13 protein-coding genes are annotated in these 12,541 nt (G+C 44.0%); 5 read left to right on the forward strand and 8 right to left on the reverse strand.

Translation table 11 applies throughout. The annotated features are described in order from the left end of the window. Nucleotides 1-60 precede the first annotated feature (60 nt). From AC1DPK_RS08005 to AC1DPK_RS08035, 7 genes are all read right to left on the reverse strand, one after another. Nucleotides 61-852 carry a TerC family protein gene (locus AC1DPK_RS08005; RefSeq protein ID WP_076267376.1) on the reverse strand — a complete coding sequence of 264 codons (792 nt, stop codon included), beginning with the start codon at nucleotides 850-852 and terminating at the stop codon, nucleotides 61-63. Between the two features lie 23 nt (nucleotides 853-875). After that, the gene (locus AC1DPK_RS08010; RefSeq protein WP_477509939.1) at nucleotides 876-2,150 is read right to left on the reverse strand and encodes a TerD family protein; all 1,275 of its coding nucleotides are present in this window, start codon (nucleotides 2,148-2,150) and stop codon (nucleotides 876-878) included. Nucleotides 2,151-2,223: 73 nt separating this feature from the next. Beyond that, nucleotides 2,224-2,802: a TerD family protein gene (locus AC1DPK_RS08015; protein WP_076267378.1), complete on the reverse strand. Its 579-nt coding sequence runs from the start codon at nucleotides 2,800-2,802 to the stop codon at nucleotides 2,224-2,226. 168 nt (nucleotides 2,803-2,970) lie between these two features. Then, nucleotides 2,971-3,552 carry a TerD family protein gene (locus AC1DPK_RS08020; RefSeq protein WP_441885048.1) on the reverse strand — a complete coding sequence of 194 codons (582 nt, stop codon included), beginning with the start codon at nucleotides 3,550-3,552 and terminating at the stop codon, nucleotides 2,971-2,973. 28 nt (nucleotides 3,553-3,580) lie between these two features. Further along, nucleotides 3,581-4,174, reverse strand: coding sequence for a TerD family protein (locus AC1DPK_RS08025; RefSeq protein ID WP_076267380.1), 594 nt, complete (start codon nucleotides 4,172-4,174; stop codon nucleotides 3,581-3,583). Between the two features lie 541 nt (nucleotides 4,175-4,715). Further along, nucleotides 4,716-5,411, reverse strand: coding sequence for a response regulator (locus AC1DPK_RS08030; protein ID WP_441912023.1), 696 nt, complete (start codon nucleotides 5,409-5,411; stop codon nucleotides 4,716-4,718). After that, nucleotides 5,408-7,000, reverse strand: coding sequence for an ATP-binding protein (locus AC1DPK_RS08035; RefSeq protein WP_477509940.1), 1,593 nt, complete (start codon nucleotides 6,998-7,000; stop codon nucleotides 5,408-5,410). The genes AC1DPK_RS08030 and AC1DPK_RS08035 overlap by 4 nt, the downstream gene beginning before the upstream one ends. Nucleotides 7,001-7,262: 262 nt before the next feature. On the opposite strand from AC1DPK_RS08035, the gene AC1DPK_RS08040 reads away from it, so the two are divergent. From AC1DPK_RS08040 to AC1DPK_RS08060, 5 genes are all read left to right on the forward strand, one after another. Beyond that, complete coding sequence (locus tag AC1DPK_RS08040; protein WP_477509941.1) at nucleotides 7,263-8,279, forward strand: Bug family tripartite tricarboxylate transporter substrate binding protein; 1,017 nt, start codon at nucleotides 7,263-7,265, stop codon at nucleotides 8,277-8,279. 108 nt (nucleotides 8,280-8,387) lie between these two features. Continuing rightward, a complete protein-coding gene (locus AC1DPK_RS08045) occupies nucleotides 8,388-8,843 on the forward strand; it encodes a tripartite tricarboxylate transporter TctB family protein (RefSeq protein WP_339205098.1) in 456 nt (151 codons plus the stop codon). Between the two features lie 17 nt (nucleotides 8,844-8,860). Then, complete coding sequence (locus AC1DPK_RS08050; RefSeq protein WP_477509942.1) at nucleotides 8,861-10,387, forward strand: tripartite tricarboxylate transporter permease; 1,527 nt, start codon at nucleotides 8,861-8,863, stop codon at nucleotides 10,385-10,387. Between the two features lie 39 nt (nucleotides 10,388-10,426). Next, entirely contained in the window at nucleotides 10,427-11,848 is a 1,422-nt protein-coding gene (locus tag AC1DPK_RS08055; protein ID WP_339205100.1) for an NAD-dependent malic enzyme, read from the forward strand. A gap of 28 nt (nucleotides 11,849-11,876) precedes the next feature. Then, nucleotides 11,877-12,122 carry an HPr family phosphocarrier protein gene (locus AC1DPK_RS08060; RefSeq protein ID WP_339205101.1) on the forward strand — a complete coding sequence of 82 codons (246 nt, stop codon included), beginning with the start codon at nucleotides 11,877-11,879 and terminating at the stop codon, nucleotides 12,120-12,122. A 105-nt stretch (nucleotides 12,123-12,227) separates the two neighbouring features. Here the strand turns inward: AC1DPK_RS08060 and AC1DPK_RS08065 are convergent, their stop codons facing one another. After that, nucleotides 12,228-12,533, reverse strand: coding sequence for a hypothetical protein (locus tag AC1DPK_RS08065; RefSeq protein WP_430063362.1), 306 nt, complete (start codon nucleotides 12,531-12,533; stop codon nucleotides 12,228-12,230). Nucleotides 12,534-12,541: the final 8 nt, after the last annotated feature.

Genomic DNA, 12,541 nt, shown 5'->3' on the forward strand with positions numbered 1-12,541 from the left:
GAAAAAATATCCCTCGCGATCCATTGAGGGATATTTTTCATAAACAGAGTATTATCGAATCTAAACCGCTTTTGATTCTCTTTTCTTACGTGCTGCGCTGTAAAGAAGGGTACCACCGAATACAGCTATAATTAAACCGAAGAACAAAGCGTGCGGCACATGCAAGCCATAAGCTCCGCCAATCATTTTTGCTGCGATTACGATAATTAGAATAAACGCCGCTTTCTCAAGCTCAGGGAACTTGTCAATCAACTTGAGGAATACCTGAGCAACGCCACGCATCATCAGAACGCCGAGAATACCGCCGAGGAACAGAACCCATACCTCTTCACTCACGCCGAATGCAGCTAGTACGCTGTCGATACTGAACGCGATATCCATAATTTCAACAGCAAGCACTGTACGCCAGAAGCCGTAGCCTTTATTTTGAACTTCAGCATCATCGTCGTTACCCTTCTTGCCGATGTAAGGAATTAATGGAATGTTGCCGACACGAGCAAGCTTGAATTCCAGATGGAATAGATTGCTTAACGCAATCCATAACAGATACAATCCGCCCGCTACTTTAATCCATGTAATTTGTACGAGATAAACACCTACTCCGATTGCGATAAATCGGAAGATATAGGCACCAATAATACCGTAGAACAACGCCTTTTTCTGCTGGTCTTTCGGCAAATGCTTAACCATAACCGCTAGTACTAGCGCATTATCTGCCGATAACAAGCCTTCCAAAAGAACGAGTGTTGCAATTATTCCCCAGTTTGTCGGGTTGGTGAGAACTTGTGACAAGTTGTCCCAGTGAAAGAAGCTCCCGAAGTTGGCTATTACATTTTGAAAAAAGTCGACCATCTCTTAAACCTCCGCATTTTTCTTTATTTGCTTCCTTGTACCCATCTGAGACCCCAGCGATAAGCCTCGTCAAGCTCTTTATGGCCTGAGAAATATTGCACGAGCCGCTGAATGCTGAAGGTTTGATCATTTACATTCTCGATCATCGCAATCGCACACATACCCTTGCGATTATTATGCTCGTCCATCCGCACCTCTATATCAGGCCCGCCTGTTTGTGTGATGGTAACAATACCAGCAGCCTCCGCCCAGTTCGTAGCTCCTTCATAGATGTATGCGTATATGACGATTCTCTTAATCTCAGAAACTTTATTACCGTTGATTCTAAGATTTTCACCCGTTGTAATAGAGCCGGTTCGGTCATCCCCGTCAAGCGAAACGTACGGCGCTCGCGAAAAATCTCCGAAGCTGTTGCCTAGCGCTTGAACAGAACCTTTCATACCATTTTTCAATTCATACAAACATCCGACATCTAAATCTACACCGCTGCTTGAACGGCCAAAAAAACCAGTGGAGGCTTTTTTCTGATTCCAGTTCAAATTAACGACAATCTCACCAAGTGATCCGGCACCTTTTTGTAAATTAATGACATCACCGCGTTTGGTAAGCGAGATTTTGCTAAGGCTTATTGGCGGACTGCTTGGTTCTGGTACGATTGGTGCGGGAGGTTTAGGTGGAATAAGTGGAGCTTTCACTGGTGCTGGAGTTGGCGCCTCAGCTGGAGCGTCTGCCTTTACTTCAATACCAAAGCTATTGCAGAGTGCAGCAAGACCGCCTGAATATCCAGACCCAATGGCATTAAATTTCCATTCGCCATTATATCTATATAAATCTCCTACGACTATCGCAGTCTCAATAGAGAAATTTTTTCCAAGATCATACCGCAAAATTTCGCGTCCTGTTCCTTCGTCAATAACCCGGATGTAGGCATCATTCACGCTAGAAAAATTTTGTCTCTTCGCTTCCCCATCATAAATGGTTAAAGTAAATGAAATACGTTCAATCGTTTGAGGCACATCGCTAATCGCGATCAATACTTGTTCGGTATCCGTTTTCCCTGCAAAACTTCGTTTATTGCCGCTTGCCAGTTGAATAGAACCGCTGACATCCTTAGGATTGCTGTAAAAAATCAAATCTTGGTCTCCAGCTGTTTTTCCATTCGCTCGTAATAGAAAAGCCGAAAAATCGACATCTACACCTGCTGCAGTGTTCCATCCCATGCCAACTAGAAGGTTTTTTATGGAAGGATTATTTTTGGTAATATCCGCTTTTTGACCTTTCATTAATGCCAGCTCCATGCTTAAACCGCCCTTCGGTAATAATAGAATAGGGTGACAAACCCTCAAACTGCCACCCTATACGCCAGATGAATTAAACCGTAAGCCCGTAATTACGACAAAGCGCTGCTAGTCCGCCCGAGAAACCTGAACCTACCGCTTGGAACTTCCAATCGGCATCATGTCGGTACAGCTCGCAGAAGACAATCGCTGTTTCAACGGAGAAATCTTCTCCTAGATCATAGCGCAGCACTTCTCTTCCAGAAGACTCGTCTACTAGACGAACAAAGGCATTGGATACTTGACCAAAGTTTTGCAGCCTGGACTCGGCATCATGAATCGTAACGCTAATTCCAATTCGCTGAATGTGCGGAGGGACTTTTTGGAAATCAATTTTGATTTGCTCGTCGTCACCTTCACCCTCACCGGTACGATTATCGCCTGTATGCTCAACAGCGCCGTTATAAGCAATCAGCGCATTGTAGAATACAAAGTCCTTCTCGTCCTTGGCTTTGCCATCCTGATGAAGCAAAAACGCGCTTGCATCAAGGTCAATTTCTCCGCCGCCTGAATATTTGTTCGTATCCCAGCCTAGACCGAGAACAACCTTCGTAAGGCCTGGGTTTGTTTTTGTAAGATCAATGCGTTGACCTTTGGAAAGATTTATAGACATCGTTCTATTCCTCCTTGAATTGACTAGGTTTGAACGCCAAAGTCAGTGCAAAGGCCTACTAGACCGTTTTGATATCTGCTGCGACTTTCCGCTGTTCACTTACTTATTAATTCTTATATTTTAAAAAAGGGCCGCCACTGGCGACCCTTTACGGGTAGATAAGTATGACTAGCTAGCAGAAAGACCAAAATTGCGAGCAAGACCGCCTAGGCCGTCTTGGAAGCCGCTTCCGATTGCGCTGAATTTCCACTCTCCGGAATGACGATATAGTTCACCAACGATTACTGCTGTTTCTACAGAGAAATCTTCTCCAAGATCATAACGGATAAGTTCTGTGCCGCTTTGCTCGTCCACGATACGAACGAATGCGTTGGATACTTGTCCAAAGTTTTGGCTGCGTTCTGCGCCATCATGAATCGTGATGCAAAATGCGATTTTGTCTGTTTCAGCTGGAACGGCAGAAAGATCAACATTTACTTGCTCATCATCGCCATCGCCTGCGCCTGTGCGGTTGTCACCTGTGTGAACAACTGAACCGTTTGTGTTTTTTGGGTTATTGTAGAAAATGAAATCAGATTCAGAACCTGCTTTGCCTTGTGCATTCAAGCAAAATACAGAAGCATCAAGGTCAAAGTCTTTTCCGCCGTCATATTTATTAGTATCCCAGCCTAGACCTACTGTAATCTTTGTAAGACCTGGGTTTGTTTTCGTGAGATCGATTTTTTGTCCTTTGGATAAGCTGATTGCCATTTTAAAAGCCCTCTTTTCTCACATAAATTTATTGGTATTGACGTGCAAGGATATCAACATGGGCAGCATGAGTGCCTTCCCCAATTGCATTAAACTTCCATTCACCATTGTGTCTGTAAAGCTCACCTACGACTAGAGCCGTTTTGCCTGAGTAATCATCCGTCAAGTTAAAGCGAATCAGTTCTTGATTGTTCGCAGGATTGACGATACGAATAAAGGCAGATTTGATCATACCAAAATCTTGTCGTCTGGATTCACATTCGTAAATGTTAACTACGCAAAGGATTTTGTGAATATTAGCAGGAACACGATCAAGCTGCACGATGATTTGCTCATCATCGCCATCGCCCTCACCAGTAATATTATCACCCGTATGAACGACCGAGCTGCATCCGCTTTGCTTGTTGTAGAAACAAACGAGATTTTTCTCGCCACTTAGCTTACCGTTTTCATCAAGCAATAATGCCGATGCGTCACAGTCAACGTTAGCCGCTTTTTTCATTCCGAAAAAACCGCCTTTAGTTTGAGCCGGGTCCCAGCCTAAACCAACGATAACTTTGCTGAGACCAGCATTGCCTTTCGTTAAATCTACCTTTTGACCTTTTACGAGAGAGATAGCCATTGTATTTGCACCCCCTTTCCATAAGGTTCACTACTAAAAAAATATCCAAATACAGCGATTCTGAACCTACTAACCAACAATACGCCTATTCGACATGCAAGTTCCAAAAAAAATGTATGATCCATACATTATTCTACAAAACCTGAATATTACCTCTTCTTTACGGCAATTTTACATAGAAAAAAGTGCATTGGCAGCAGGCAGTTCCTTATCGCCTCTCCCAATCAATTTTATAACAATTGCTGCTCCAAATACAAATTTCTACAAATAGTGAACCTTAAAGCGGAATAAACATAGGCTTAGGCACAAAAGCACGCATTTTTTCTGTCACAAACTTAATATTCGCTTCATTTTTACCAAAAAAAAGGTGGAAAAATGAGCCCAAAAACGAGATAATTATATGTAGTAAAAAAAAGTGGCGAGGTGTTCGAATGGAATTTATAAAAAAGAATAAAACCGGCCTTATCTTTGGTGCGCTGCTCCTCATTAATGGGCTATTTTTATTATCCATTGTCCTCTCGAAAAACTAAGTATGGCAGCCTCATATTTGCTCTTTTCTTTTGTAAACCCGCTCCGGCCTTCCAACGGTTCCATAAGAAATATCAGCTATTAATTCACCCTTGGCCACATAATACTCCAAGTAACGCCGAGCGGTCGTACGGCTGAAACCAGCCTTTTTCCCAAGCTCCTCCGCCGTTAATACTTCAGGACCTGCCTGAATGAAGGAGAGTATTTTCTCATTCGTTATCTTATCGATGCCTTTTGGCAAATAAGAATCCTTATCCGTACGATCATTTACCCCCCACAGCAGCTGATCAATCCCCTCTTGATCCACTTGTTTATTTGAGCCGCCGAGCAGTGCCATTTGATTATGATATTTTTGATAAGACTTCAGCTTCTCTTGAAAACGTTCAAATACAACCGGCTTGATCATAAAATCATATACCCCGCCGCGAATGGCTTCACGAACCGTTTCAAATTCCTTGGCGGCCGTAATAATAATGACATCTGTTAACGGGTTGTTTTTCTGTATGTAGTGAAGCAGGTCAAGTCCGCTCATATCGGGAAAATATAAATCAAGCAGCACTAAATCCGGAGCCAAAATATCTAAATGCTCATGCGCCAGCTGCTTATCTGTTGCAATTCCAACGACTTCGAAGCCCTCTATCTTCTCTAGAAAGCGTCGATTGATTTGTGCAATTCGAAGGTCGTCCTCGATTATGACCACTCGTATCATATATCTTTCCCCTTTTCTTTTGGAATCACAACGGTAAAGATCGTCCCTTCCTGCGGACGCGATTCAAAACGGATATGACCCCTTAACTGTTGTATCGCCTGCGTAACAATTACTAGCCCATAACCCCGATGATCCTCATTTTTCGTGGAGAAACCGAGCTCAAACAGCCGCTCTGCGACATCCTCCTTAATGCCGCTCCCATTATCTTCGATAATGATCGTAATAGCTTTGCCTACGTCGGACAGAAACACCTTCACGGTTCGATTCTCAACATTTTTCTCAAGAACAGCATCCAGCGCATTGTCAATTAAATTGCCGATAATCGTTACCAGGTGATTGCGGTTTAGATCATCGGGGATCGTTTTGAAGGTGCTCTTGGAATCAATCTCAAGCTTCACCTTAAGCTCATTCGCACGATTGAACTTGCCAATTAGTATGCCGCCAATAATAGGATCGGGAATTTCCTGCAAGAGGAAATGGATCAGATTTTGATGAACATCGGTTTCATGTGTAATAATATCCATCGCTTCTTGATACGACTCCAGCTGGATTAGCCCATAAATCGTATACAGCTTATTGGAGTATTCATGCGTTTGTGAACGCAATGCCTCGGTATATCGCTTCACCTGCGTCAGCTCCTCCGTTAATCGAAGCAGCTCGGATTTGTTGCGAAAGCTGGAAACCGCCCCTACGACCCGGTGCTGATGATCAAATATCGGCAAGCGATTGACGACTACACTGCTTTCGTTAATGGTCATTTCTTGATCGATTTCCGATTGCCCTGATTTAATAACCTCCATTAGCCGCGATTCTGGAATGACATCCCGCACATGCTGCCCCGTAATCTCCATTTGCTCGAGCGGATCGATCAGCTTCAAAGCCGTTTGATTGACAAGGGTAATCGTTCCCTCTGTATCAACGGCAATTATGCCTTCATGGATCGTTTCCAAAATAGCTCTCTTCTCCTGATACAACAAGCCGATTTCCTCAGGCTCTAGACCGTGGATCGATCGTTTCACGCTATTAGCAATAACAATGGCTCCGCCAGATCCAACCATCAGCGCAATGGCTGCAAAAATAATCATCGCATTACGGTAAGTCACTGCCGATTGTTCAATGTCTTTTAATAAAATACCCACTGATACAATGCCTATAACTTCATTCTGATCATTATAAATGGGAGTTTTTCCCCGCAAGGAGGGGCCCATCGAACCAACGGCCTCTGAAATGATCGATTCTCCATTCAGCACAGGCCCATTGTCACCGCCGACCATTTCTTTCCCGATTCGGTCCGGCAGCGGATGCGCATATCGAATTCCCTCTTTATTCCCAATGACGATGTACTCAGCGTCTGTTTCCATTCTAATTTTCTCAACGATGGGTTGAATGATGGCTGAAGGATTCTCCTCTTCAAAGGCATGTCTAATGACGTCCATCAACGCTACTGTCTTCGCAATTTTCAGAGCTGATGCACCTACATTTTTCTGCAGCGTCGTCACTAGTATTCTCTCAAAGCTGAAGGTAAGTGCAATGATAATAATAAATAGCAAAGTTCCAATTAACAAAATCAATCTCGTTTGTAATCGCATTCAATTACCTCCATGCAAAAACTTCTCATCCGCGGGACGCTGATTTTATTGTATTCTACATGCTTCCCTGAACATAGTCCCTTGAGTCGATAATGGCCGTAAATTTTATGAACAAAATAAACAGTATGACTACTTTTCAACTTATGTGGTTATTGTATTCAACCCCAATTCGCGATGGTAGTATGAAGCATATCAAACAAGTAAGCGCTTACAGTAATCATTCATACGTTTACTTGAATGAAACTAAAGGGGGATTATTCGTATGGGATACCAAACAAAAAATTGGAAAACTATAGTAGCTGCTGCTTTTGTTGCTGTTAGTTTGACGGCCTGCGGCGGAACAGCATCAAAAGGCGGATCGGCTAATTATCCTGAGAAACCTTTTATTGTGACAGCCCCATCGGGAGCTGGCGGCGGATGGGATAAGACAGCAAGGTCCTTGACCAAAGTGCTAGGTGAAACAAAGCTCGTTGATCACACGATGACTGTTGAGAACAAGCCCGGCGGCGGCGGCACTGTATTTTTAGCCGAATATGTAACCAAAGACAAGAATGACCCATACAAGCTGTTTGTCAGCTCCCCGCCTATTCTTATTAACAATCTCAAAAAAGAAGGAAACAGCCCTTACGGCTACAAGGATGTTACCCCGCTCGCACAAATAACGAAGGACTACGGTGCAATCGCGGTTGCTGCAAATTCCAAATACAACGATCTTCATTCTCTAATTAACGACATTAAGGCAGACCCTTCTAAAGTTACGCTTGCCGGAGGATCAGCGCCTGGTTCTATGGATCATTTAATTAGCGTACTCCCCGCATTTAGAGCAGGCGTTGACCCTAAAACAGTCAAGTACTTGTCCTATGATGGCGGAGGCGAAGCCATTGCTGCGCTGCTCGGCAACAATGCTGATGCGATTGGAACAGACATCTCTTCCCTCGGCAGCTATTTAAAAGCAGGAAAAATCAAAATTTTGGCCGTAACTTCTGATGAACGGATTGAAGGTGACTTCAAGGATGTGCCAACGTTAAAAGAGCTGGGCATAGATGCAGAGTTCACGATCTGGCGCGGCGTATTAGGTCCGAAAGGCATGACAAAAGAGCAAATCGCTTACTGGGATAAAACGTTAAAATCTCTCTCTGAACACGAAGCGTGGGCGAAAGAATTGAAAGCCAACGATTGGGTCAGCGAATACAAAAACTCCGAAGATTTCACTGCCTTCCTTGCTGAGCAAGAAGTTGCGGTACAAGAGCTGTTGACAGCGCTCGGTATGCAGAAGTAAATGACTGAACGAAGAGCAAACGCTTGATAAAAGCATAAGCATGAGTGATTGGATGGGAGAGAGCTAGTCTCTCTCCTCTCCTTTCATCATTCATCGGAGGTGAAGGCCTTGAACAAAACATTTGATCGATACGCCAGCATTATATTTTTCCTTCTCGGTGTTGGATTCATGTGGCAGAGCACATTAATTAGCGCTTCATCCTACGGCAGCAAGGTCGGGCCTAATATCGTTCCCTTTGGTCTGGGGGCGCTGCTTGTCATTTTAAGCTTACGTCTATTTTACGAAGTGTTAAAGTTTAAAGGCTCTAGCAGCAAAGCGGGAAAGCTTGATTACAAGAAGTTTCTCATTATTTTCGCTTCTGCTTTTTTATACGCCTTCTTCTTAGAAACGATCGGCTATATCATCGGGACATTCCTCTTCCTTCTCATTAGCTTTCAAGTTTTGGAAAGAGGAAAATGGCTAAAATCGATCTTGATCTCCGGATTGTTTGCAGTCGGCGTTTACGTCATCTTTGTTGTCATTCTGGAAGGTTCAATGCCTGGTTTTCCGTCATGGCTATCGTAACTAAAGGAGGCATATGAATGGATACACTACAATTTCTCGCAGACGGCTTTGCGACCGCCTTTCAATGGCATAACTTGCTCTTTGCTTTCATCGGCGTGTTGATAGGTACGGCTGTAGGGGTATTGCCTGGTATAGGACCCATGAGCGGTGTCGCCTTGCTTATACCTGTAACTGCATCAATGACGGGCGGATTAGCTCCTGAAGCAGCGGCCACAAGCTCTATCATACTTTTGGCCGGCGTTTATTACGGTGCGATGTACGGAGGATCAACGACCTCTATTCTGCTTAATACACCTGGGGAATCCTCCTCTGTCGTGACAACATTAGACGGCTATCAAATGGCTAGACAGGGTAGAGCTGGTGCTGCCTTATCCATCTCTGCAATCGGTTCTTTCGTTGCAGGAGTATTTGCTGTCATCGCGCTCATCGTATTAGCAGAACCACTATCAGAGGTTGCGATAAAGTTTGGTCCTGCCGATTATTTCTCCTTAATGCTTCTTGGACTATGCGCCGTAAGCGGCTTGGCTGGAAAGTCCATTACGAAAGCTCTCATTATGACCGTATTCGGACTGCTGCTCGCTACGATCGGCATGGATACCGTATCGGGTGTTGCAAGGTTTACTTTCGGCATGCCGTTGCTTTATTCCGGCCTTGAGTTTTTAACAGTGGCAGTTGGTCTATTTGCATTGGGAGAAGTATTCAAAACCATTTTGGAAAGAGACTACACCGCCGGTAAAGCAGCAAAAATTGAACGTATCCTCCCAACAAAAAAAGACTTGAAGGATAGTGCAGGACCGATTGCCCGCGGTTCGGTTTTAGGCTTTTTTATTGGTATTTTGCCGGGTGCTGGTGCGACTTTAGCTTCTTTCTTCAGTTATATTTTGGAGAAAAAAATGAGCAAAAATCCAGAAACCTTTGGCAAAGGCAACATTGCCGGTGTAGCTGCCCCTGAATCCGCTAATAATGCAGCATCAGGCGGGGCTATGATCCCTTTGCTTACACTTGGTATTCCAGGCTCAGGTACAACCGCTATATTAATGGGCGCTTTGATTATGTATAACATTCAGCCAGGTCCTTTGTTATTTGAGGAACATCCTCAAGTAGCTTGGGGATTAATTGCCAGTATGTTAATCGGAAATCTCATTTTGCTCGTACTCAATATGCCGTTAGTTAAGGTATTTGCAAAAATCATTCAGACGCCGCCGAAATATTTGATTCCAATCATTATTGCCATTTCTATATTTKGTGTTTATGCGGTTCAGGCACAAGTCTTTGATTTAATGCTGCTGCTCGGCTGTGGAATTGCAGGATTCTTTCTTGTACGAAATGATTATCCGCTAGCTCCTCTCGTGCTTGGTTTAGTACTTGGGCCAATGATTGAAAACAATATGCGAAGAGCTTTAACGACATCTAACGGAGATTTTATGATTTTCGTGCAAAAACCAATGTCTCTTGTTTTCTTAATTATCGCAGCTCTCTGGTTAATTATACCTATTTTGCTAAAGAAGAGAGGGAAAGAGGTTGTCATTAACGAAGAAGGTTAATCACGAACGATAAAAAATACAGATTTGATGGGGGTAGCCATGGATAACAATAAACTAGGTGGGAAAAGTGTAATACTGCGTCTCGAAATGAATACGAAAGAGGTACATTTCGGACAGGTTGCATCCTCTATTTTCGAAGCCGGTGGAGATATCGTGGCCATTGACGTCATTCAGACCAGTCAGCATATGACGATAAGAGATATTACCATTACCGTCACGGATACAGTCGATATTAACATTATTACCGAAATGATTAAGAACTTGCACGGAGTCAAGCTAGTGAATATTTCGGATAGAACATTTCTGCTGCATCTTGGCGGTAAAATCGAAACTAAACTGAAATCGCCTATTCAGAACCGCGACGATCTCTCTCGTGTTTATACGCCCGATGTTGCTCGCGTCTGCTTAGCCATTCATGAAGAACAAAGAAAAGCATTTACGTTAACGATTAAGAGAAATACGGTTGCTGTCATTTCGGACGGCAGCGCTGTCTTAGGGCTTGGCAATATTGGCCCCTATGCAGCTATGCCTGTTATGGAAGGAAAATCTATGCTATTCAAGCAACTGGCAGACGTTGACTCCTTCCCTATCTGCCTTGATACGCAAGATACCGAGCAAATTATCGCAACTATTAAGGCGATTGCTCCCGGCTTCGGCGGAATTAACCTTGAAGATATTTCATCGCCGAGGTGCTTTGAGATTGAAGAAAGATTGCGTGAAGAACTCGATATTCCAGTATTTCATGATGACCAGCATGGTACAGCAGTTGTATTGTATGCGGCGCTAATCAATGCATTAAAAATAGTGAATAAGCCCATTCATGACATTAAGGTCGTTGTTTGCGGAATCGGTGCAGCAGGCGTCGCTTGCACAAAAATTCTTTTATCCGCCGGCGTTACAAACATCATTGGTGTAGATCGGAACGGCGCGATAACCGCTGGAACTGACTATGATAACCGCATGTGGAACTGGTATGCCGAGCATACCAATCCGAACCGCGTTGAAGGCTCTTTACGAGATGTAATCCAAGGCGCTGATGTATTCATTGGACTTTCTGCTGGAGGACTGCTGCGACGCGAAGATGTTATGGCGATGGCCGAAAACCCTATTGTCTTTGCCATGGCGAATCCAACACCTGAGATCAAGCCTGAGGAAGTTGAGGATATTGTAGGGGTAATCGCCACCGGACGTTCGGATTATCCGAACCAGATTAACAATGTGCTGTGTTTCCCTGGTATTTTCCGCGGGGCACTGGACTGCAGAGCTACTACGATTAACGAGGAAATGAAGCTGGCGGCATCAGAGGCGATCGCATCCGCAATCTCGGATGAAGAACGAAGCAAGCACTACATTATTCCGAGCGTTTTCAATCAGGCCGTTGTGAAAGCCATTCGCGATCTCGTCATTAGAGCAGCGATCAAGACAGGCGTAGCACGCAGAATACCGCGGGAGTACAGATAAACAAGAAAAGTGGAACGGAGGTTATCCAATGACAGCTGGAATCAGAGCTATCGTTGATATTAATCAAATGGCGGCCGATTTTAAATCAAGCATCGTTCTCCGCACCAGTGATTCCAAATTTATCGATGTCAAAAGCATCCTTGGACTTAGCATCATCTTGTACCAAACCCATGCCTACCACCTTGAAATACATGGACCAGATGAAGAGGAAGCCAAAACCGCCATGATTCACATTTTCAAAAAACATAATCTTCAAGTCGATGTGAATCGATAATCCCCCCGCTTCAATTGCCTCGTACGTTGGTTGCAGTGCTTTTAAAAATAGGGGTTGTCCCATAAGCAGATGTCATTGCTTATGGGACAACCCCTTTCCTCTTCCTCACGGACCCGTCCCTACACTCGCTACATACCATAACGGCCCCAGCTTCTTCAAATAAACGGCTCCCAGCTCATCTCCCGTAGGGTAATGCATATACCCGTTCACATTGTATAAATGACCGTACTTTTCATCGACTCTGCCCGTTGTGGAAATATCCGCTTTCAAGCTATTGATAGGCTGCAAGCTCATTAGTATATGTCTGCGGATCGTCCACTCGGGAGATAGAAAGGTAAGAATCCATGTAAAAACAACTACAATAGCTACAACGATAAATATTGCCTTTTTCTTCTTTAAGATCGTACTCACCTCCGAGT

The sequence above is a fragment of the Paenibacillus sp. 01T424 genome, from assembly GCF_056398745.1.